This is a genomic window from Evtepia sp., assembly GCF_056797215.1.
Genome location: NZ_JBQILM010000004.1, coordinates 1 through 20,096 on the forward strand (window position 1 = coordinate 1; position 20,096 = coordinate 20,096).

General features: G+C 60.8%; 22 protein-coding genes. 16 read left to right on the forward strand and 6 right to left on the reverse strand.

The features are described 5' to 3' along the window. The coding region (locus ACTOZL_RS01555) for a 4Fe-4S binding protein (RefSeq protein WP_482476316.1) at nucleotides 1-830 on the reverse strand (830 nt) is incomplete at its 3' end. Between the two features lie 313 nt (nucleotides 831-1,143). Here ACTOZL_RS01555 and dcd point away from each other — a divergent pair. Together dcd and ACTOZL_RS01565 are read left to right on the forward strand one after the other, a co-directional pair. Then, entirely contained in the window at nucleotides 1,144-1,683 is a 540-nt protein-coding gene (gene dcd, locus ACTOZL_RS01560; RefSeq protein WP_482476317.1) for a dCTP deaminase, read from the forward strand. A gap of 154 nt (nucleotides 1,684-1,837) precedes the next feature. Next, on the forward strand, nucleotides 1,838-2,266 hold the full coding sequence (locus tag ACTOZL_RS01565; RefSeq protein ID WP_482476318.1) for an EamA family transporter: 429 nt from the start codon (nucleotides 1,838-1,840) through the stop codon (nucleotides 2,264-2,266). Nucleotides 2,267-2,321: 55 nt separating this feature from the next. On the opposite strand, the gene ACTOZL_RS01570 is transcribed toward ACTOZL_RS01565, so the two are convergent. Together ACTOZL_RS01570 and ACTOZL_RS01575 are read right to left on the reverse strand one after the other, a co-directional pair. After that, the gene (locus tag ACTOZL_RS01570) at nucleotides 2,322-3,653 is read right to left on the reverse strand and encodes a penicillin-binding transpeptidase domain-containing protein (RefSeq protein WP_482476320.1); all 1,332 of its coding nucleotides are present in this window, start codon (nucleotides 3,651-3,653) and stop codon (nucleotides 2,322-2,324) included. After that, nucleotides 3,650-5,743 (reverse strand): FtsW/RodA/SpoVE family cell cycle protein, encoded by a 2,094-nt coding sequence (locus tag ACTOZL_RS01575; protein ID WP_482476321.1) that lies wholly within the window; start codon nucleotides 5,741-5,743, stop codon nucleotides 3,650-3,652. The genes ACTOZL_RS01570 and ACTOZL_RS01575 overlap by 4 nt, the downstream gene beginning before the upstream one ends. Nucleotides 5,744-6,020: 277 nt before the next feature. Here ACTOZL_RS01575 and ACTOZL_RS01580 point away from each other — a divergent pair, with 277 nt between their 5' ends. The 5 genes from ACTOZL_RS01580 to ACTOZL_RS01600 all read left to right on the forward strand — a co-directional run bounded on the left by ACTOZL_RS01580 (nucleotide 6,021) and on the right by ACTOZL_RS01600 (nucleotide 9,405). After that, nucleotides 6,021-6,668 (forward strand): YoaK family protein, encoded by a 648-nt coding sequence (locus ACTOZL_RS01580; RefSeq protein ID WP_482476322.1) that lies wholly within the window; start codon nucleotides 6,021-6,023, stop codon nucleotides 6,666-6,668. A gap of 36 nt (nucleotides 6,669-6,704) precedes the next feature. Continuing rightward, nucleotides 6,705-7,031: a DUF5713 family protein gene (locus tag ACTOZL_RS01585; protein WP_482476323.1), complete on the forward strand. Its 327-nt coding sequence runs from the start codon at nucleotides 6,705-6,707 to the stop codon at nucleotides 7,029-7,031. 38 nt (nucleotides 7,032-7,069) lie between these two features. Beyond that, nucleotides 7,070-8,119 carry a zinc-binding dehydrogenase gene (locus tag ACTOZL_RS01590; RefSeq protein ID WP_482476324.1) on the forward strand — a complete coding sequence of 350 codons (1,050 nt, stop codon included), beginning with the start codon at nucleotides 7,070-7,072 and terminating at the stop codon, nucleotides 8,117-8,119. Between the two features lie 31 nt (nucleotides 8,120-8,150). Further along, a complete protein-coding gene (locus ACTOZL_RS01595) occupies nucleotides 8,151-8,804 on the forward strand; it encodes an HAD hydrolase-like protein (RefSeq protein ID WP_482476325.1) in 654 nt (217 codons plus the stop codon). A gap of 124 nt (nucleotides 8,805-8,928) precedes the next feature. Next, entirely contained in the window at nucleotides 8,929-9,405 is a 477-nt protein-coding gene (locus ACTOZL_RS01600) for a GNAT family N-acetyltransferase (protein WP_482476326.1), read from the forward strand. A 72-nt stretch (nucleotides 9,406-9,477) separates the two neighbouring features. Here the strand turns inward: ACTOZL_RS01600 and recR are convergent, their stop codons facing one another. Further along, the gene (recR, locus tag ACTOZL_RS01605; protein WP_482476327.1) at nucleotides 9,478-10,080 is read right to left on the reverse strand and encodes a recombination mediator RecR; all 603 of its coding nucleotides are present in this window, start codon (nucleotides 10,078-10,080) and stop codon (nucleotides 9,478-9,480) included. Between the two features lie 43 nt (nucleotides 10,081-10,123). After that, nucleotides 10,124-10,771, reverse strand: a complete 648-nt coding sequence (gene rpe / locus ACTOZL_RS01610; protein ID WP_482476328.1) for a ribulose-phosphate 3-epimerase — start codon at nucleotides 10,769-10,771, stop codon at nucleotides 10,124-10,126. Between the two features lie 442 nt (nucleotides 10,772-11,213). Here rpe and ACTOZL_RS01615 point away from each other — a divergent pair, with 442 nt between their 5' ends. Genes ACTOZL_RS01615 through ACTOZL_RS01625 form a run of 3 tightly spaced genes read left to right on the forward strand, consistent with a single transcriptional unit; the run spans nucleotide 11,214 to nucleotide 14,418 of the window. Continuing rightward, nucleotides 11,214-12,053, forward strand: a complete 840-nt coding sequence (locus ACTOZL_RS01615) for a 5-bromo-4-chloroindolyl phosphate hydrolysis family protein (protein WP_482476329.1) — start codon at nucleotides 11,214-11,216, stop codon at nucleotides 12,051-12,053. 21 nt (nucleotides 12,054-12,074) lie between these two features. Then, the gene (locus ACTOZL_RS01620; protein WP_482476330.1) at nucleotides 12,075-13,277 is read left to right on the forward strand and encodes a toxic anion resistance protein; all 1,203 of its coding nucleotides are present in this window, start codon (nucleotides 12,075-12,077) and stop codon (nucleotides 13,275-13,277) included. A 58-nt stretch (nucleotides 13,278-13,335) separates the two neighbouring features. Further along, nucleotides 13,336-14,418 carry a TPM domain-containing protein gene (locus ACTOZL_RS01625; RefSeq protein WP_482476331.1) on the forward strand — a complete coding sequence of 361 codons (1,083 nt, stop codon included), beginning with the start codon at nucleotides 13,336-13,338 and terminating at the stop codon, nucleotides 14,416-14,418. A 43-nt stretch (nucleotides 14,419-14,461) separates the two neighbouring features. On the opposite strand, the gene trmB is transcribed toward ACTOZL_RS01625, so the two are convergent. Then, on the reverse strand, nucleotides 14,462-15,139 hold the full coding sequence (gene trmB / locus ACTOZL_RS01630; RefSeq protein WP_482476332.1) for a tRNA (guanosine(46)-N7)-methyltransferase TrmB: 678 nt from the start codon (nucleotides 15,137-15,139) through the stop codon (nucleotides 14,462-14,464). 174 nt (nucleotides 15,140-15,313) lie between these two features. Here trmB and ACTOZL_RS01635 point away from each other — a divergent pair, with 174 nt between their 5' ends. From ACTOZL_RS01635 to ACTOZL_RS01660, 6 genes are all read left to right on the forward strand, one after another. Further along, complete coding sequence (locus ACTOZL_RS01635) at nucleotides 15,314-16,003, forward strand: JAB domain-containing protein (RefSeq protein WP_482476333.1); 690 nt, start codon at nucleotides 15,314-15,316, stop codon at nucleotides 16,001-16,003. 26 nt (nucleotides 16,004-16,029) lie between these two features. Further along, on the forward strand, nucleotides 16,030-17,991 hold the full coding sequence (gene uvrB / locus ACTOZL_RS01640; RefSeq protein ID WP_482476334.1) for an excinuclease ABC subunit UvrB: 1,962 nt from the start codon (nucleotides 16,030-16,032) through the stop codon (nucleotides 17,989-17,991). A gap of 159 nt (nucleotides 17,992-18,150) precedes the next feature. Then, nucleotides 18,151-18,642 carry a Cys-tRNA(Pro) deacylase gene (ybaK, locus tag ACTOZL_RS01645; protein WP_482476335.1) on the forward strand — a complete coding sequence of 164 codons (492 nt, stop codon included), beginning with the start codon at nucleotides 18,151-18,153 and terminating at the stop codon, nucleotides 18,640-18,642. Between the two features lie 4 nt (nucleotides 18,643-18,646). After that, the gene (locus tag ACTOZL_RS01650) at nucleotides 18,647-19,435 is read left to right on the forward strand and encodes a DUF5131 family protein (RefSeq protein WP_482476336.1); all 789 of its coding nucleotides are present in this window, start codon (nucleotides 18,647-18,649) and stop codon (nucleotides 19,433-19,435) included. A 10-nt stretch (nucleotides 19,436-19,445) separates the two neighbouring features. Further along, a complete protein-coding gene (locus tag ACTOZL_RS01655) occupies nucleotides 19,446-19,835 on the forward strand; it encodes an MmcQ/YjbR family DNA-binding protein (protein WP_482476337.1) in 390 nt (129 codons plus the stop codon). After that, the gene (locus ACTOZL_RS01660) at nucleotides 19,832-20,092 is read left to right on the forward strand and encodes a CPCC family cysteine-rich protein (protein WP_482476338.1); all 261 of its coding nucleotides are present in this window, start codon (nucleotides 19,832-19,834) and stop codon (nucleotides 20,090-20,092) included. The genes ACTOZL_RS01655 and ACTOZL_RS01660 overlap by 4 nt, the downstream gene beginning before the upstream one ends. The last annotated feature ends 4 nt before the right edge of the window (nucleotides 20,093-20,096 follow it).

Sequence of the window (20,096 nt, forward strand, 5' to 3'; positions counted from 1 at the left end):
TCCAGGTCCAGCTTGCTGGCCTCCCGGCAGTTGGTGGCCCCGGCGGCAGCGTAGACCTCATGGTTGTGCCAGCCGCCCCGGCAGCGCACAAAGGCGGTGGTGGGCTTGAGCTTGGTGAGATCGTGGTAGGTATCCACAATAATCTTCTTGCGGCAGGCCACGGTGCAGGCGGCACAGCCCACACACTTCTCATAGTCGATCACCGCCCGGTTATCGACCACAGTAATGGCCTCCTCGGGGCAGGCCTCGGCGCAGTCGCCGCAGCCGATACAGCTATAGCCGCACATGCGCAGGGCAACTTCCTCCTCGTCCTGGTTGGAGCAGGGGACGAAGTTGGAGGCGTCCTCCGGGACCATGTGGATGAGCTTTTGCACGCAGGCGTTGGCGCAGGCGCCGCAGCCGTTGCACTTCTCTTTGTCCACCGTGGCCACACCGTTGAGCACATGGAGGGCGTCGAAGGTGCAGGCGGCGGCGCAGGAGCCGGCCCCCACGCAGCCATAGGTACATTCACCGGGGGCGAAGCCGCTCTTCACAGCTTCGTCGCAGCTGGCAAAGACCTTCAGGCGGGATTTTCCGGCGGCACTGCCGGAGCACTTGATGAACGCCATCTCCTGGCGCGGGGGGAGCAATTCCCCGCCGGTGAGCTGGGCGATGGCGGCCACGGCCTCCTCATCGCAGGCCGGACAGAGGTTTACGGGACCACCCGCTGCAATGGCCTGTGCGCAGGCGTCGCAAGTTGCGAAGCCGCAGCCACCGCGTCCGGTGCAGTCCCCGCCCGGAAGAAGCTTCCGGACTTCCGTTGCAAGGTTCGTGGATTGCATGGATATCATGTCCTTCCCTTCTTAGCGAGATACGGTTTTGTTCCACCGACATTATAACACTCTGCAATTCTTTGTCAATCCGATTTTTCGACTTTTTTATGGATAATCTCTATTGACTTCCCACGCTGTTTCCTGCTTTTCGTCTATCTCGCACGAAAAACCCCATTCTGCCCTTTTGTGGGGCCATTCCAATTCGTTGCCCTCCGCTAACCTCCTGGTTTTGCCTCAACTTGACAAGCCCTCCCCCCTATGCTACAGTAACATAAAATACAATATTATTTTCCCGGGGTGCCTATGCCCTGGGGCAAAAGGGAGGCCAACCATGCTGCTATCCGGACAAGAGATCAAAAAGAACCTGGGGAAATCCATCATCATTGAGCCCTACCGGGCCTCCCAGCTCAACCCCAACAGCTACAACCTGCGCCTGGCGGACGAGCTGCTGGTCTACGACAGTGAGGTTTTGGACATGAAGGCCAACAACCCTGTGCGCCATCTGACCATCCCAGAGGGCGGCCTATTGCTAGAGCCCAACAAGCTCTATCTGGGCCGCACCTTGGAATACACTAAGACCGACGGCTTCGTGCCCATGTTAGAGGGGCGCTCCTCTGTGGGGCGGCTGGGCCTGTTCATCCACATCACCGCCGGTTTTGGGGATGTGGGCTTTGCCGGGTACTGGACCTTGGAGATGTTCTGTATCCACCCCATTGTCATCTACCCCGACGTGGAGATCTGCCAGATCTACTACCACACCATCCAGGGGGACTATGACAAGTATGCCAGCGGCAAGTATCAGAACAACCAGGGGGTTCAGCCCAGTATGCTCTATAAGGACTTTGAAACAGGGGGAAACGGCAGACAATAAGCACCCGTTTGGGTCATTGGGGTAAAGTCCTCTCCCCTCTTGACTTTTTTCTCTCCATTCGATATAGTAAATACACCATAAAATCCATGGTGGGTACCTACCGAAGAGCCAGGCATTTCGCCTGGCTCTTATCTTTATTTTAGGAGGGATTTCCATGCTGTCTTACATTTGGCCCATCGTCCTTGCGGTGGCCGCCAACACCCTGTATCAAATCTGCGCCAAATCCACCCCAGCGGACATCAACCCCTTGGCCTCCCTGACGGTCACTTACACCGTGGCGGCGCTGTCCTCTGTGATCCTCTTCTTCGCCACCAACCGGAGTGGCCATCTCCTCCGGGAGTACAGCCACCTAAACTGGGCCCCCTTTGTGTTCGGCCTGGCCCTGGTGGGGTTGGAGGTGGGCTTCATCTATGCCTACAAGGCCGGGTGGCCGGTGAGCACCGCCAACCTGGTGGCCAGCGCCTTCCTGGCAGTGGTCCTGATCTTTGTGGGCCTCCTGCTCTACAAGGAGCAGATCACCCCCAACAAACTGGCTGGGATCGCCATCTGTATGGTGGGGCTCTACTTTATCAACAAGAAATAAGCAAAAGCGCCGGGCCCCTCTCCGTGGAAGGGCCCGGCGGTGTACGATTGTTTCCTTATTCTGCTACGGCCAGGGGCAGCAGCTTGGCGGCAATGTTCCCCGCCACATCAGCCCCAGACCCGCCATTCTCTACCATAACCACAAAGGCCAGGGGATGGGCGGGGTCGTCGATAAAACCGGCGAACCAGGCGTGTGGCTGGTTGCCGTTGCCCACCTCGGCAGTGCCAGACTTGGCACACACAGCCAGGTCCCCAAACTTGGACTGGCCATACTGGGTGGTTACGTTGTTGCGCATCATCTCTTTCAGCCGCTGGCAGGTCTCAGCGCTATAGATGTCATAGCTCTCCTTCCCCCCTGGCAGGGCCGCCGGGATGGGGGAACCGGAGATGGTCTCCTTGGCCAGCAGGTTGGGCACCACCGCCACCCCACGGTTGGCGATGCCCCCCATGAAGCTGAGCATGCTACAGGGGTTCACTAAGTCCCGGTCCTGGCCCACCCCGGACCAGCCCAGGTAGAGGGACCCCGCCGGCTGCTTTTCAAAGCTCCCCGCAGCGGTATTGATGCCGCTGACATTGTGGGACTCCAACAGCCCCGCCTGCTTCATGTAATCCTCAATGGTGTCCGCCCCCAGCTCTAGGGCCAGGGTGGCGTAGGCCCCGTTGCAGGAGCAGGCCAAGCTCTGGTTGATGTCCATGTTGGAGCCGTGGACATAGGGGCACGTGACCACGTCGTCCCCAATCTGCAAGCTGCCGGTGCAGCTATAGGTGAAGCTTTCCAGGTTCCGCAGCTTCTCAATGGCCGCCGCCGTGGTCACAATCTTAAAGACCGAACCGGGAGGGTAGGTGCCGGAGAAGAAGCGGTTCAAATACACCCCGTCGTAGTTCTTGTTGGTCTCGATGTCCTCCGGTGGGTACAGGGGGTCAAAGGTGGGGGAGCTCACCAGGCATTTCACATCCCCGTTGGTGTAATTGTAGATTGCCACCACCCCCTTGCGCCCGTTCAGGGCGTTTAGGGCCGCGGCGTTTAGGGAGGCATCCAGGGTCAGGGTCACGTCATGGCCCCCCAGGGCCGTGCCGGTGATGAAGTTGTAGCCTGTGAGCCGCCCAGAGAGCACCGTGCGCAGGGAGGTGCCAAAGCTGCGGTTGCCCACCAGGTGGAGGGTAGCCCGGCGGACATTGCTGTCTGCCGCATACTCCCCGGTCTCCCCATTGTAAAGTTGGGTCCCTTTGCTGTCATAAATGGCGCCAGACTCGTAAAAGGCAGTGCCGAAAAAGCCCACCCAGTCGCTGCCGTTGCGGATCAGCTGGACACAGAAGTAGAGCACCCCCGCGGCCAACGCCGCCGCCAAGATGATGGTGATGGCTGTACGCCGTTTCAGTCGTTTCAACGCCGCCGCCTCCTTTCCCTACGGCCTCGGGAAGGCCGGTCTGGCGGGGGCTTGTCCCCCCAGAGGGGACCGGGAAGCAAATCCTCCCAAGCCCCTGGGTCCCGGCGGCTGTTCAAGGAGTCCTCGATCTGCCAGTCCCCCTCCCGCCGGGGGGGCGGGGCGTCGAACGCATCGTAACCGTCGTACTGGTCGTACTCCCCGTCCTCGTAATACTCCTCTTCATAGTTCCCATAGCCGTCGTAATCGTCCCCATAGTAGTCGTCGTCGATGGCGTACTCCTGATCGTTATCCGTGGGAATCCAACCCCGGATGCGCTTGGGCAGCTTGAGGGTAAAGCTGGCGTTGGGGCGGGTGTCCGCCGTCTTGATGTAAGCCAGCAGCGCCCAGCAGGAAATCATACTGGAACCACCCATAGACACAAAGGGCAAGGTCACCCCTGTGAGGGGCAGCACGTCCACCGCCCCCAGGATGTTCAGGGATGCCTGAAACACCAGCATGGCCGCGGCCGCATTGGCGGCAATGACGTAGTAGCTGGACCGGGCGGTGGAGGCACAGCGCACGGCATACACCGTGAGCACCAGCAGCACGAACACGGTACACAGGGCTAAGAGCAGGCCAAATTCCTCGCTGATGACACCGAATACCAGGTCGGTATTGGCCGCGCCCACGCTTTTCAAAAAGCTGGCCTCGGTGCCCTTGCCGAAGAGGCCGCCGCTGGCGATGGCGGACATGGTGCGGGTCTGCTGATAGCCCCCGGCCTCATTATAGTATTCCCACACATGGCGCCAGGCGGCGAAGCGGTGGGCGATGTAGGGCTTGAACTCCAAAATGATGCCCACGCCCCCGGCGGCGGCAGTCCCCATCAGGGCCAAAAAGCCGATGTCCCCGGAGCGCAGGAAGGCAATCACCAGCAGGGCCACGAAGAAGATCAGGGCGGTGCCGAAGTCACTCATCAGGGCCAGGCAGCCCATACAGAAGCCGCAGAAAAGCACGGTAAAGAGCAGGTTCCGCCGGGCGAACAGCCGGTCCAAGGTGGCGGCCCCGATGAAGATAAAGGCGATTTTCACGAACTCCGAGGGCTGGAAGCTGATGAAGCCCAGGTCAATCCAGTTCTTTGCCCCGAAAATCCGCGGGCCCAGCAGCACGTTGAAGATCAGCAGCAAGCAGGTGAGGATGGCCACCGGCCAGCGCAGGGAGACTGTGGAGCGCAGGTCCCGCAGCAGCAGGCTCAGGAACATAAACAGGACAATGCCGATAATCATGGACACGCACTGGGTCGTCAAACTCCCCGGGGCGTAGGCCGCTGTGATGGAAAAGGAGATGGTACACAGGAAGAAAGCCATGGTCTCCGCCTCAAAGGCCGTGCGCTTCAAGCTGCGGTAGAGCACATACATGCCCCACATGGCGGCACACAGCAGGGCATAGGCCACCCCCAGCATAGCCAGCTGGGTGACATCCCTGCCGGGCATACACTGCACACACATCATGATTTGGAACAGGGTCAGGAAGCCCAGAGTCCGGGCGGGGCTCAAGGGCCGCTCCGCCACCCCCCAGCGCATGGCCTGCTCCCGCTCCTCCTCCTCGCTGATGGCGTAAAATTCCAAGAAGAGGCCCCCCAGCTCCACAATATCCCCGGTGTGGATGGGGACAATGTGACGCAAGGGCTTGCCGTTGAGGCGGGTGCCGTTCTTGGTCTGGAGGGGTTGTATCTTCCAATTCCCCTGGGCATCCCGGAGCAGGGCAATGTGGCTGCGGGAGACGGTGGGGAAATTCAGGTCCACATCCGCCCAGCGCCCCCGTCCCACGGTGTTCTCCCAGTGGCACAGGTCCAGGCGGGTGCCGTCGTTCATGGCCAGCCAGCCCCAAATCTCCTTGCCGGGCTTTTCCCGGAACAGGGACAGCAGGCAGCGGGCGATGATGAGGATGGCCACCACCACCGCCGCAATGCGCAAAATACCACAGGCCACCGGCAGGACTACGTTGACCACATTCAAAAACGCCTGGGAGGTGTCCACATTCGCCATGGCCCCTTGGACCTGCTCCCCCAGTTGGGAAAAAATCATTTTGATACGGGTAATCAGTTCTTCCATCGCGCCCTCCCTTTTGTGGGCGAACCATGCAAGCATAGTTCACGGAGATTGCGGCCTGGCGGCAAAGCCGCCCCAGACAGCAATCAAACCTCGTCCGTACCTACGGGCACGCAGGCTGCAAGGCTATCTTCGTTACCAGCACATTATAGCAATAAAATACACAAAAGGCAACCCGCCCCCAATTTCGTCAAAAAAACCATGGGGATACCTTGCAGGCAGGAACCATCCGCGCTATAATGCAAGCTGACACGAATGACACCGCAACGAAAGGATACCCATGAGAGAATCCCCCCGCTTTGAAGCCCTCCCCCTGGGGCTGCTGCTGGCCCTGGCCGGCGGCAGCCTGGACTGCTACACCTATCTGAACCGGGGCCAGGTGTTCGCCACAGCAGAGACCGGAAACCTGGTGATGATGGGGGCCCGGCTGGCCCAGGGGCAGTGGGCACAAGCCCTGCACTACCTCCCCCCCATCCTGGCCTTTGCCGCCGGGGTGCTGGCCACGGAGCTGCTGCGCACCGCCCTGGAACAACGGAAGCCGCCCTTTGACTGGCGCAAATGTATCCTCCTTTTGGAGTGCGCCGTGGTCGCGTCGGTGGCCCTGCTCCCCCTTGGGCGCTGGGACCTGCTGGCCAACGGGCTGATCTCCTTTACCAGCGCCATGCAGGTGGAGAGCTTCCGGGTGATTGCCGGCTGCGGCTGCGCCACCACCATGTGTACCGGAAACCTACGGGCAGGGACGGAACACCTCCTGCGGCGCCTGGCCCGGAAAGACCGGGCCGCAGGGCAAAAGGCCGCCACCTACTATGCCCTCATCCTCTCTTTCGTGGCGGGGGCAGTGCTCAGCGGGTGCCTGTCCCCTCTGCTGGGCCAGTACACCGCCCTCCTCCCCTGCCTGCTGCTTCTGGCCGCGGTAATCCTATCTTGAAAAATAAAAAATGAAACCACAAAGGAGTGTCCCCTCATGAAACAATTTGACGAAAGCTATGTCCTGCTGCGCACCATGGTCAGCGACAGCTACTACCCCAACTTCCTGGTGGAAAAGGTGGAGGAAACCATGGTCCCTGTGATCCGTATGTTAGAGGCCGGGGAAACTGACCTGGACGTGATCCAGGACAAGCTGGATGAGATGACCCTGGCCATCAACGAGCTGGAAGCAGAGTTTGAGGAGCACGACAGCGAATTGGAGACCGTGGCCCGGGAGAGCATCGCCGAAACCGTGGAATACATTCTGGAATGGTTCCAGATCGACATCGACACCGAGACCGCCATCCGGGAACGGGACTGGTAATGTTTTCGGAAATCCCCTGAACGGAAAGGAGCCCCTCTATGAGAGCATTTGCCTATCTCCAAAACGGCCAAGCCGGCTGGGTGGAAAAGGAGCGCCCCCACGCCAGCGGCTTTGATGCTGTACTCCAACCCCTCCTGGTCTCCCCCTGCACCTCCGACGTCCACAATGTGGCCATCAACTGCCTGCAGCCCCAGCGCATCCTGGGCCACGAAGGCCTAGGGCGGATTGTGGAGGTAGGGGAGCTGGTGCGGGATTTCCAGGTGGGGGATATCGTGGTAGTCCCCCCGGTAACCCCAAACTGGCGCACCGTCCCCGCCCAGCTGGGGGCCCACCAGCACTGTGACGGCCTCATCACCGGCCAAAAGCTCTCCAACTCCGAGGACGGGCTTTTGGCGGAATACACCCTGATCCGGGACATCGACGCCAACGCCGCCCGCATCCCCCAGGGGGTATCCTTGGAGGCGGCGGTAATGGCGGCAGATATGCTCAACACCGGCCTCTACGGCGCGGAACTGGCAGAGGTCCAGCCAGGGGACTGCGTGGTGGTGATGGGCATTGGCCCTGTGGGCCTCATGGCCATCGCCGGTGCCCGGCTCCGGGGGGCAGGGCGGATCATCGCCGTTGGCAGCCGCCCCAAATGCGCGGAGCTGGCGCAATTCTACGGGGCCACGGACCTGGTGGACTACCACAACGGGGATGTCCCCCGGCAGGTCTTTCAGCTCACAGACAAGCAGGGGGCAGACTGCTGTATCTGCGCCGGGGGCGGGGACGACGCCCTCAGCCAGGCGGTGGCCATGGTCCGCTGGGGCGGCACCGTAGGCAACGTGAACTACTTCACCAGCTCCGGCGACCTGCCCCTAAACAACATCCGCTTTGGCTTTGGCATGGGCAACAAAACCATCCGGGGGGGCGAATGCCCCGGTGGACGGGCCCGGATGGAACGGCTGCTGCGGCTGCTGGAATACCAACGGGTGGACCCCCTGCCCCTGATCACCCACCGTTTCACCGGATTAGACCAGGTGGAGACTGCCTTCCACCTCATGAAAGCCAAGCCGCCGGAGCTGGTGAAACCCATCATCCATCTTTGACCCCAGAACCTTCTGAAAGGACGTGTCCCCCATGCACCCTGCCCTCTTTTTCGATTTGGACGGCACCCTCACCGACTCCGGCCCCGGCATCATGAACTGCGCCCAGCTGGCCTTGGAGGCCTACGGCATCCAGGCCCCCAGGGAGGCCCTCCGCGCCTTTGTAGGCCCACCCCTCCGGGTGAGCTTCGCCCGCTTCGGCGTGCCGGAAGGGGAGCTAGAGCACGCCATCGCCCGGTTCCGGGGGCGCTACCAGACAGTGGGCAAGTTTGAAAACTTCCCCTATCCCGGTATCCCAGGGCTCTTGGAGCAGCTCCAACAGGAGGGCTTCCCCCTCTATGTGGCCACCTCCAAGCCGGAGGTCACAGCCAAGGAAATCCTCTCCCACTTCCACTTGGACGGCTACTTCCTGGAAATCTGCGGCGCCACCATGGACAGCAGCCGGGAGAACAAGGCCGACGTAATCGCCTACCTCCTGGACAAAGCCGCCGGGGCGGGACATGTCCTGATGATCGGTGACACGGACTACGACGTGCTGGGGGCCGCCGCCCACGGCATCCCCACCATCGGCGTAAGCTGGGGCTATGGGGATGTCCACAGCATGGAGGCCGCCGGGGCCCTGGCAGTGGTGGACACCCCCCAGGCCCTGTACACCCAGGTCTGCGCTGGAATTTCTCGTCAAAAATAATAAATTCTTCCGCATTTCCCTTGCATTTCCCCGTCAAAAGGTATATACTACAGATAGAAGGAAATCGAAACACAGCCGGTCAGGAAATGGAAGCCCGTCACGTCCCGAAAGGAGGGGACCTGTGATGAAGATCTATTCCATCCGAGAGAGACCGGAGTTCATTCCGGCCATGCTGGAGAGCTTGGAGCGCCACTGGCCAGCCTGTATGCCCTGGATCAAGAAGCACATGGGGCTCGTACTGGCCCAGCCCGGGCCCATCCCCGACGCCTACATCGCCGTGGATCACGGCAAAGTGGTGGGAGGGTACACCTTAGCCATCAAGCAAATCCTCTACAGCGAGGCAGAGGGCCTGTGGATCGCCACGCTGTACGTGGACCCCAAGTTCCGAGGGCAGCACCTGAGCCCCATCCTCATCGACCACGCCCGGCGGCGGGGGGGCGAGCTGGGGTACGAAAAAATCTATCTGGCCTCCGAACACTGCAACTACTATGAAAAATACGGATTCTACACCATCGGTCCCGACGCCTGCGCCTGGGGGGAACCCACGCAGATGTTTGAGAACACCACCCTGCCGCCGGTGGTGCATAAAAAAATCGCCTGAGCGCTTGCCCACCCAACACAAATGACAAAAAAGCTGCCGTCTCCCCTGCTGAGAAACGGCAGCTTTTATCGTTTACATTTCCCTTCTCCCCTCCAAAGCCCGCATGAGGGTGGCATCATCTGCATATTCTAAATGGCCCCCTACGGGAACCCCGTAGGCCAGGCGGGTGACTTTGACCCCAAAAGGTTTCAGCATCCGGGAGAGGTACATAGCCGTGGCCTCCCCCTCGGTGTCCGGGTTGGTGGCCATGATCACCTCCTGGACCTCCCCCTGGCTCACCCGCTCCAAGAGGGACTTGATATACAGGTCATCCGGCCCCACCCCGTTCATGGGGGAGAGCACCCCATGGAGCACATGGTAGCGCCCCCGGTACTCCCGGGACCGCTCGAAGGCAATCACGTCCTTGGGGTCCGCCACCACACATACGGTGCCGGCATCCCTCTTCTCGCTGGCGCAGACGCTACAGGGGCCGTCCCCCTCCGTCAGGTTCTGGCACACAGGGCACAGGGCAATGCTCTCCTTGGCCTCCAAAATGGCATGGGCGAAGGCCTCCACCTCGCTCTCCGGCAGGGAGAGCACAAAAAAGGCTAGGCGCTGGGCGGTCTTTTTGCCAATGCCCGGCAGGCGGGCGAACTGTTCCACCAGTTTTTCCAGGGCAGGGGGGAAATACTCCATGGGTCAACTCGTTCCTTTCAGCTTTGATGCACTTGATACAGTGTTATGCGCCCCGGAGGGTACGGATGGCTGCTGCCGGGTCCGCCGCACCGTAGACGGCGCTGCCGGCCACCAGCACGTCCGCCCCCGCTTGGATCACCTGGGGGGCTGTCACTGGGTCCACCCCGCCGTCCACCTCCAAGTGGCAGGCTGGGTTGTATGTGTCGATATACTGCCGGATGGCCGCGATCTTGGGCAGCTGGTCCGCCATAAACTTTTGGCCGCCAAAGCCCGGCTCCACGGTCATCACCAGGATCAGGTCCACGTCCTTCACGTAGGGCAGCACCGCTTCCGCGGCGGTGATGGGCCGCAGGACGATGCCTTTCTTCACCCCCCGGCGGTCCATAGCCTCCAAGGCCGCCCGGATGCCCGGGGGCATATCCGCTTCCAAGTGGACCGAGAGCAGGTCCGCCCCGGCATCGGCAAAGGCGTCGATGTAGCGCACTGGCTTCTCAATCATCAGGTGGACATCCAAAAACTTATCCGTCACCCGGCGCAGGGACTTCACCACCGGTACCCCGATGCTGATGTTGGAGACAAACATGCCGTCCATCACATCCACGTGCAGCCAATCCGCCGATTGGACCCGCTGGACCTCCTGGCCCAGTTGGGTGAAATCCGCCGAGAGGATCGAAGGGGCGATTTTGATCATAACGCATCCATCCTTTCTCCACAGGCCAGAGCCGCCGGGCCGCCCCAGGGGACAAACACAAACCCTCCTCCCGCCGCATAGGATACGGCAAGCGGCGGCAGGGAGCTTTCCCCGCCCAGGAGCACCGGGAACACCGTCGGTCTCCCCTCTCTCCCCGGACGGCCCCGACGGCCACGGCCCGGACAGCCCGCCGCATCATATATATGGAATGGGCTGCCTGCCCGCCCTGGACAGGCGGCCCATTCCAAAATTCTGCGTCAAACTGCTTTTTCTCCATTTTATCTGTCTTTTTCCTCCCTGTCAATGGCAATGAGTCCTTGACATGGAATCTCTCTATGGTAAAATAATATGGATATTATGCCCTGTTTTTCGACAAGCTAACAGAAGCCCCCATCCCAGCCACAAAAAAAGCCCGTTTCGTGCTTTGTAAGGAGGTCCTTCCGTGACCACATTCAAAAAGCGTTCCGTCCTCCCCATCTATGCCATTGCCCTGGTGTGGGTGATCTTCACCCTGGTCCACCCCCTCTATAAGGTGTCCGACTATGTGACGGTGATTCTCCTCTCCGCCATCGTCTTTCTGGTGGCCAAGGGCATTTGGCCTACCCAGCGCTATGAGCTCCCTGACCCCGACGCCGATTTGGAGGCTGCGGCCGAGGAAGACACGGTGGAAGAGGACGCGGAGAAGGAGGCGGAGCCCGTCTCCACCGGCGACCCCAAGATCGACGCCCTCATCCAGGAGAAGGACCGGGCCTTAGGGGAAATCCGCCGCCTGAACCACGCCATCTCCGACCCCAAACTCTCCGAGCAGATCAACGACCTGGAATCCACCACGGCGAAAATCCTGGATCACGTGATCTCCTCCCCGGAGAAGCTCCCCCAGATTTGGAAGTTCATGAACTACTATCTGCCCACCACCCTGAAAATCCTCAACGCCTACGACCGCATGGGGGCGGCAGGGGTGGCCGGGGAAAACATCGGCGGTACCATGGAGCGCATCGAGACCATGATGGACACCATCGTCTCCTCCTTCCACAAGCAGCTGGATGCCCTGTTCCGGGACGAAGCCATGGACATTGCCTCGGACATCACCGTAATGGAAAGCCTCCTGGCCCAGGAGGGCTTGAACAACGAAGGGCCCATGGTGGAAGAGGAAGCCCCCCAGCCAGAGCCGTCCACCCCGGAGCCGGAGGAGGATACCTCCCCAACCGAAGAACATGACCCTGACCCAGAGAAGCCCGACCCAGAACCAGAATCAGAGGAACGTGACACCACAGAGAGATAGATATAGAAAGGACCTGCGTTTATGGCTGACGATCTCATCCCTGAACTGACCTTGAATCCAGACTTCCCCCTGTCCGCCCCGGCGGCTCAAGAGGCCGCCAAGGCCCAGGAACCCCCCATCCCCGAAGCCCCCAAGGCACCTCTGCCCCCAGAGGATGCCCAGGCCCAGGAGGCTCCCCTGCCGGAGAGCGACCTGGATGAGTCCAAGCTCTCCGAAACAGAGCGCAAGGCGGTGGAGGAGTTTGCAAAGACCATTGACATCACCGACAGCAACGTCATCCTGCAATACGGCGCCGCTGCCCAGAAAAACGTCTCCGCCTTCTCTGAGCACACCCTCCAACAAGTCCGCACCAAGGACCTGGGGGAGATCGGTTCTGCCTTGGCGGAGCTGGTGCGGGAGCTCCAAGGCTTCGAGCCCGCCGAGGAGAAGAAGGGCTTTGCCGGCTTCTTCCACCGCAAGAAAAACCAGTTGGAGGCCATGAAGGCCGGCTACGCCAAGGTGGAGACCAACGTGGACAAGATCACCGAAAACCTGGAACTGCACCGCATCGCCCTGATGAAGGATGTGGCCAACCTGGACCAGATGTTCCAGCTCAACGCCAAGTACCAGAAGGAGCTGACGATGTACATCCTGGCGGGGAAAAAGCGCCTGGCACAAATCCAGGCGGAGCAGGTGGCCCCCCTGCGGGACAAGGCCGCCGCCACCGGCAGCCAGGAGGACGCCCAGGCCTACAACGACCTGGTGAGTCTGTGCAACCGCTTTGAGAAAAAAATCCACGACTTGGAGCTCACCCGGATCATCTCCCTGCAAATGGGCCCCCAGACCCGGCTGCTGCAAAACAACGACACCTTGATGATCGAAAAAATCCAGTCCAGCCTGGTGAATACCATCCCCCTGTGGAAGAGCCAGATGGTCCTGGCCCTGGGGCTGGAACACGCCCGCCAGGCCACCGCTGCCCAGAACGCCGTGACGGAGATGACCAACACCCTGCTCAAGCAGAACGCTGACCTCCTCAAAACCGGCACAGTGGAGACCGCACGGGAGGCCGAACGGGCCATCGTGGACCTAGATACCCTCCGCCACACCAACCAGCAGTTGGTGGACTCCCTGGATGAGGTGATGCGCATCCAGAACGAAGGCAAGCAGAAGCGCCAGGAGGCGGAAGTGGAACTGGCAAAAATCGAGGGTGAGCTGAAGCAAAAGCTGTTGGAGCTGCGCAGTTGAGCCCCCGCAAGACCCTCCCGGTACAAGTTGGGCCGGGGACTCTTTTGGGAGGTGCCAAATGAATTTTTTGAAAAAAACCCCCGTAGCCGTGGTGCTCACCCTGCTCATCGTGGCCCTGTGCTGCGTGTGGGGCTATACCCGCTCCGCCCCCGCCGCCCCCTCTGACGAGCCCAGCCACAGCGAAAACCGCCGGGCCGGGGAGAGCAACCTAAACTACTATCTGGGCTGGATTGACGACGGGGCGACCCTCTTCTCCTTGGATACCCTGGATGCCCTGGCCCGCTATGACCTACAGTTGGACAACAGCTACGGCAGCCTAATCGCTGTCAAGACCGTCTGGCACCTCAGCGGGATGGACATTGAGACCTATGCCCAAAACACCGCCGACCACCTGAACCTGGGCAGCCGGGACCTACTCCTGCTCCTGGACGCCAACAGCAAGGACTGGTATGTAACCTACGGCGCTGGCATCCGCTCCTATGTGGAGGAGGACGACAGCCTGGGTTCCCTTTTTGCCAAGCACCTGGGGGAGGACTTCTTTGCCCAGGAGGACAGCGGCAACCAGGCGATCCTGGCTCTGTTCGGCAACCTGATCTCCTGGTATGAGGAGCATGTCCCACCCCTGGACGCCCCGGGGAACCCCATCTTCCACCTCTCCAGCAAGAACGGTGCTGCCAGCCTGGGCGGCATCCTCAGCGGGATATTCTTCACCCTGGCAGTGAACTTCTGGTGGATTGTACTCCTGTTCCTGGTGCTGTATGGCCTGGATAGTGTGCGCTTTAGCCGCTACTATACCCGCATCAAGCAGGGGGACGCCTCCAAGGCCTACCATCCCTTCCTCTTCTGGCACGCCCCTGGCTCCCGCTGGTTCCAGTTCATGACCCAGCAGGCGGAGAACCAGGAGGCCGACTCCGATGAAGAGGAGGAGGGCAACGACGAGGCGGAATCCACAGCCAGCGCCACCGAAGAGGCAGAGGAATCCCTAGGCCCTGACGGCCCCACCGCCGGGGCGGGCGGCGGCAGCTATCGCCACGGCCCCGGTTACAGCACAGACCCCAATGAACCGGGCCCCTTCGCTCCCCGCTACAGCACAGACCCCAACGAGCCCGGCCCCTTTGGGCCCCGCTCCGCCAGCAAATAAACAAAGGCTTCCATTCCGCGGCGTTGGAATGGAAGCCTTTGCATTATTCCTCTGTGTGCCCACTGTCCTGTGCCGCCGGGGGCAGGGCCTCTTTCACCCCCACGCAGCGGTTGATCTTGGTACCCAGGTTGTGGAACTTCTCCTCATAATCCGTCATGATCCCCTGGATGCCCTGGGCGTGAAGGTCCCGGGTCACCTGCTCCAAGCGGTATCCAGCCTTGGGGAACTGCATCAGGGAGAAGGCAAAGAGGGGGGCATTGTCGGTCTTAAACTGGATCTCTCCCCCCTCCTTGAGCACAGACCGGTAGTGCAGCAAGAAGTCCCGGTGGGTCAGGCGGCGCTTGGCGTGGCGGTTGGAGGGCCAGGGGTCGCAGAAGTTGATGTAAATCAAATCCACCTCGTCAGGGGCGAAAAACTTCGTCAGATCCGCGGCGTCAGCATCCACGAAAAACACGTTGTTCAGCTCCAACTCCCTGGCCCGTTCCATGGCCATCACCATGGCGTCGGGCACCCGCTCCACGGCCACAAAGAGGACCTCCGGGTGGGCAGCGGCGGTCTGACAGGTGAAGCGGCCCTTGCCGCAGCCCAACTCTAGGCGCAGCTCCACGGCACCGGCTTTCAGGCCGCGCCAATTTCCCCGCAAATCAGCGGGGTCCTGAATCAGCCAGGGGGAACAGCGCTCCATCCGTGGCTGTAAATTTTTCTTTCTTCTCATGCGCATGGTGGACATCCTCCCTTTTCACGTCTGGCTATTTTAACACAGTTTCCCGCCTTTGTCAGCCCGCTTTCTCCCCTTTTTCACCCTCTGTCCGTCAGGAAACTCTTGTCGAAGGGCAAAAAAAGCGGTATGATATAGAAAATCATTCTTTGGACAGAATGGGGAGGGGGGACAACCATGGGTATCCACAACGGCCATCGGGATCGGATGCGCCAGGAGTTCCTAAAAGGCGGCTTGGAGAGCTTTTCCGATGTACGCACTTTGGAGCTGCTCCTGTTCTTCTCCCGTCCTCAGGGGGATGTAAACCCCCTGGCTCACGCCCTCCTGGCCCAGTTCGGCTCCCTCTCCGGGGTGCTGGACGCCGACCCGGCGGATTTACAGCGGGTCCCAGGGGTGGGGGAAAACACAGTGGTGCTGCTCAAGCTGTTCACCGCCCTGTCCTCCAAATACCTGGCCTCCCGGGCCAAGAAGGATGTGGACGGTTCCAGCACCCAGGGTCTGTGGGACATCTTCTCCCCCTACTTCTTCGGAGCCCGCAACGAGATGGCTTTTGTGGGCTGCTTTGACAGCAACCTAAAACTGCTGGGGGTGAAGCAGATCAGCGAGGGCATACCCAACGCCTCGGGGATCAATGTGCGCAGCTTGTCCTACATCGCCCTGTCCATGAACGCCACTGCGGTGGTGCTGGCCCACAACCACCCCAGCGGGATATTAGAGCCCTCCCAGGAGGATATCTCCACCACCATGTTCCTGCGCACCCATTTGCAGCCCATGGAAATTGACCTGTATGACCACGTAATCCTCACCGACGAGGAAATCTATTCCCTGCGGCACAACGGGTATTTTAAGTGCTTTGCTTCGTATTGATTCACATTGGAAAATAGGAGACAGCTATGCCTGAATTTCAAGTTGTCAGCAACTACACCCCCTCCGGCGACCAGCCGGAGGCCATCGACGCCCTGGCCCGGGGTGTGGAGCTGGGGCTGGACGAACAGACCTTATTGGGGGTCACCGGCTCTGGCAAAACCTTCACCATGGCCAAGGTCATTGAGAAGGTCCAGCGCCCCACCCTGGTGCTGGCCCACAACAAGACCTTAGCCGCTCAGCTATGCGAGGAGTTCAAGGAGTTTTTCCCCAACAACGCGGTGGAATATTTTGTGTCCTACTATGACTACTACCAGCCGGAGGCCTACATCCCCCACACGGACACATTTATTGAAAAGGACTCCTCCACCAACGATGAGATCGACCGCCTGCGCCTGGCGGCCACCGCCTCCCTCTTGGAGCGCCGGGACGTGATCGTGGTGGCCTCGGTGTCCTGTATCTACGGCCTGGGCGAGCCGGAGGACTTTGCCAAAATGATGGTGTCCCTCCGGGTGGGGGCGGTGATGAAGCCGGAAGAGCTGATGCAGCGCTTGGTGTCCATCCGCTATGAGCGCAACGACGTGGCCTTTGCCCGGAACATGTTCCGGGTCCGGGGGGACACGGTGGAGCTCTGGCCTGCCTACTGGAAGGACACCGCCATCCGGGTGGAGTTCTTTGGGGATGAGATCGACCGGATCAGTGAAATTAACGTGGTCACCGGGGCCCCGGTGCGGCGGCTGAAAAACATCCCCATCTGGCCTGCCACCCACTACGTCACCCCCAAGGACAAGCTGGACCTGGCCATCCAGGAAATTTACCAGGAGATGGAGGAGCGGGTGGCCCATTTCAAAGAGAACGAGCAGCTCATTGAGGCCCAGCGCATCAGCCAGCGGGTCTCCTACGACATTGAGATGATGCAGGAGCTGGGCTATTGCTCCGGCATCGAGAACTACAGCCGGGTCATTGAGGGCCGCCCTGTGGGCTCCCCTCCCAACACCCTGCTGGACTATTTCCCCGACGACTTCCTCCTCTTCATCGACGAGAGCCACGTAACCCTCCCCCAGGTCCGGGCCATGTATGCCGGGGACCGGGCCAGAAAAACCACCTTGGTGGACTACGGGTTCCGGCTCCCCTGCGCCTTTGACAACCGGCCCCTGAACTTTGACGAGTTCTCCCAGCGGCTGAACCAGGTGATCTATGTCTCCGCCACCCCCGGCGAGTATGAGCGCAGCCGCAGCGGCCAGGTGGTGGAGCAGGTCATCCGCCCCACAGGCCTGCTGGACCCGGTGGTGGAGGTGCGCCCAGTGGAGGGACAGATCGACGACCTGGTGGGCGAGATCAACACCCGCAGCGCCCGTGGGGAACGGGTGCTGGTGACCACCCTCACCAAAAAAATGGCCGAGGACCTCACCACCTACCTGCAAAACGTGGGCATCCGGGTGCGGTATATGCACCACGACGTGGACACCATCCAGCGCATGGAGCTCTTGCGGGACCTGCGGCTGGGGGAGTTCGACGTGCTGGTGGGCATCAACCTCCTGCGGGAGGGGTTAGACTTGCCGGAAGTGTCCCTGGTGGCCATCCTGGACGCGGACAAAGAGGGGTTCCTCCGCTCGGAGACCTCCTTAATCCAGACCATCGGCCGGGCGGCCCGGAACGCCGAGGGATTGGTGATCCTCTACGCCGACAAGGTGACCCCCTCCATGGCCGCCGCCATGGGGGAGACGGAGCGCCGCCGGAAAATCCAGGACGACTACAACAAGGCCCACGGCATCGTCCCCAAAACCATCGTCAAGTCCATCCGGGAGCTCATCGAAATCGGCCAGGTGGACAAGGACGAGGGGAAGCGGGGCAAGCGGAAGCTCTCCGACAAGGAGAAGGACGAGCTCATCGCCAAGCTGGAGAAGGAGATGAAGGAGGCCAGCAAGCGGCTGGAATTCGAGTACGCCGCCATTTTGCGGGATCAGATCATCGCGTTGCAGGGGAAGTAAAGCGCTGGGGAAATTCGTAGAGATCGTCATGGTAAGATCAATATTTCCTCTACCATGTTAGCTTTCCTAGCTGATTTTTATGATGTATCTGCCGACTATCTCCTAGGCCGCACAGACCGCAAAGAACTCATAGACCCCCGTTTGGAAGGACTGAATCCCATGGCAAAGAAGAAAGAAGAAAAAACAAACGTCATGCGCACGCTGGAACAGAAGAAAATCCCCTATACCCCCCACAGCTACCCCCACGAGGACGGCGCGGTGGACGGGGTCACGGTGGCCCAGTCCATGGGCCAGGACCCGGCGGCGGTGTTCAAAACCCTGGTGGCCCGGGGGGCGTCGGGAAACTACTATGTCTTTGACATCCCCGTAGCCGCCACCCTGGACCTGAAAAAGGCCGCCAAGGCGGTGGGGGAAAAATCCGTGGCCATGCTGCCCTCCAAGGAACTGCTGCCCCTCACCGGCTATGTCCACGGCGGCTGCTCCCCGGTGGGGATGAAAAAAACCTTCCCCACCGTGTTCCATGAGAGCTGCTTGGCGCAAGAGACGCTATATGTCTCCGCCGGAAAAATCGGCTATCAGGTGGAGGTCGCCCCCGCCGACCTGATGGACCTGGTGGGGGCCTCTACCGCCGACGTAATCGTCGAGGGCTGAGGCCGTGGCCAACTGGAACCCCTGGCATGGCTGCAAAAAGCTCTCCCCCGGCTGCGCCAACTGTTATGTCTACCGGGGGGACAGCCGCCGGGGGCTGGATGCCGCCCAGGTCTACCGCACCAAAACCTATGACCTCCCCCTGCAAAAAAAGCGGGATGGCTCTTGGAAAGTCCCCCCTGGGGAGATGGTATGGACCTGCTTTTCCTCGGACTTCCTCCTGGAAGAGGCCGACGAGTGGCGGCCCTGGGCCTGGGCCATGATACAGGCCCGGTCAGACCTACACTTTTTCTTCATCACCAAGCGCATCCACCGCCTCCTGGACCACCTCCCCCCAGACTGGGGCCCGGGCTATGAAAACGTGGGCATCTGCTCCACGGCGGAGGACCAGCCCCGGGCGGATTTCCGCCTGCCCCTCCTCCTGGCCGCCCCCATCCGCCACAAGTCCATTGCCTGCGAGCCCTTGCTGGGGCCCATCAACCTGCGGCCCTGGCTGGGGCCGGAGATCACCCAGGTGGTGGCCGGCGGGGAATCCGGGCCCAACGCCCGGCCCTGCCGGTATGAGTGGGTTTTGGACCTCCGCCAACAGTGCATAGAGGCAGGGGTGCCCTTCCTCTTCAAGCAGACGGGGGCAAAGCTCATCAAGGATGGGAAGCTGTACCAAATCCCCCGAAAGCTTCAGCACAGCCAGGCCCGGCGGGCCAACATCAACTTCCAATGCCGGACCTTCCGCCCCCTCCACGGAGGGCAGGAGTGGTCTGTTTTAGGCGGCAAGCCCATCAACCCAAAGAAATGAGGACATTCTCATGAATACGACCCATTATGACTGGTTAAACGACCACCTCCTGTCCAAGCCCGGGGTGGAAAAGGATTTTAAGGAAGAATGGCAGTGGCACCGCTATATGGTGCGGGGCAAGCTCTTCGCCGCCATCTGTGAGCCGGAGGAAAAGCACAAGGACTACGGCGGCCATCCCCTGGTAAACCTGAAGTGTGACCCCCGGCTGGCGGAGGGCTTCCGGGAGACTTACCCGGAAATCCACCCCGGCTTCTACAGCGACAAGCGCCACTGGAACGCCGCCTTCCTGGACGGCGACCTGCCCGATGAGGTGCTGCGGGATATGTGTGATATGTCCTACCGTCTGGTGGTGGAAAAGCTGCCCAAGTACGTCCAGAAAGAGTTGGCGGCGGAGGAATGAACTACCCCTGCCCCTGCTGCGGTTTTCTGACGCTGCCGGTCCCCAGGGAGGAAGCCATTGCCTACATTTGCCCGGTATGCTTTTGGGAGAACGACGTGTTCGACCCCGGGGAGGACGCCCCCAGTGACGAAAACCGGGGCCTCACCTTACGCCAAGGACGGGAGAATTTTGCCCGCTTTGGAGCCGTGCGGCCTGATCTGGTCCGCCATGTCCGGCCGCCCACGGCAGACGAGCTGCCCTTGAAAAACCAACCCTAGGAGG

Excerpts from the sequence above, each read along its gene's own strand:
- dcd (WP_482476317.1), top strand. The coding sequence starts at position 1,144 with ATGCTGCTATCCGGACAAGAGATCAAAAAGAACCTGGGGAAATCCATC.
- ACTOZL_RS01565 (WP_482476318.1), top strand. The coding sequence starts at position 1,838 with ATGCTGTCTTACATTTGGCCCATCGTCCTTGCGGTGGCCGCCAACACC.
- ACTOZL_RS01575 (WP_482476321.1), bottom strand. The coding sequence starts at position 5,743 with ATGGAAGAACTGATTACCCGTATCAAAATGATTTTTTCCCAACTGGGG.
- ACTOZL_RS01580 (WP_482476322.1), top strand. The coding sequence starts at position 6,021 with ATGAGAGAATCCCCCCGCTTTGAAGCCCTCCCCCTGGGGCTGCTGCTG.
- ACTOZL_RS01585 (WP_482476323.1), top strand. The coding sequence starts at position 6,705 with ATGAAACAATTTGACGAAAGCTATGTCCTGCTGCGCACCATGGTCAGC.
- ACTOZL_RS01590 (WP_482476324.1), top strand. The coding sequence starts at position 7,070 with ATGAGAGCATTTGCCTATCTCCAAAACGGCCAAGCCGGCTGGGTGGAA.
- ACTOZL_RS01595 (WP_482476325.1), top strand. The coding sequence starts at position 8,151 with ATGCACCCTGCCCTCTTTTTCGATTTGGACGGCACCCTCACCGACTCC.
- ACTOZL_RS01600 (WP_482476326.1), top strand. The coding sequence starts at position 8,929 with ATGAAGATCTATTCCATCCGAGAGAGACCGGAGTTCATTCCGGCCATG.
- recR (WP_482476327.1), bottom strand. The coding sequence starts at position 10,080 with ATGGAGTATTTCCCCCCTGCCCTGGAAAAACTGGTGGAACAGTTCGCC.
- rpe (WP_482476328.1), bottom strand. The coding sequence starts at position 10,771 with ATGATCAAAATCGCCCCTTCGATCCTCTCGGCGGATTTCACCCAACTG.
- ACTOZL_RS01620 (WP_482476330.1), top strand. The coding sequence starts at position 12,075 with ATGGCTGACGATCTCATCCCTGAACTGACCTTGAATCCAGACTTCCCC.
- ACTOZL_RS01625 (WP_482476331.1), top strand. The coding sequence starts at position 13,336 with ATGAATTTTTTGAAAAAAACCCCCGTAGCCGTGGTGCTCACCCTGCTC.
- trmB (WP_482476332.1), bottom strand. The coding sequence starts at position 15,139 with ATGCGCATGAGAAGAAAGAAAAATTTACAGCCACGGATGGAGCGCTGT.
- ACTOZL_RS01635 (WP_482476333.1), top strand. The coding sequence starts at position 15,314 with ATGGGTATCCACAACGGCCATCGGGATCGGATGCGCCAGGAGTTCCTA.
- uvrB (WP_482476334.1), top strand. The coding sequence starts at position 16,030 with ATGCCTGAATTTCAAGTTGTCAGCAACTACACCCCCTCCGGCGACCAG.
- ybaK (WP_482476335.1), top strand. The coding sequence starts at position 18,151 with ATGGCAAAGAAGAAAGAAGAAAAAACAAACGTCATGCGCACGCTGGAA.
- ACTOZL_RS01655 (WP_482476337.1), top strand. The coding sequence starts at position 19,446 with ATGAATACGACCCATTATGACTGGTTAAACGACCACCTCCTGTCCAAG.
- ACTOZL_RS01660 (WP_482476338.1), top strand. The coding sequence starts at position 19,832 with ATGAACTACCCCTGCCCCTGCTGCGGTTTTCTGACGCTGCCGGTCCCC.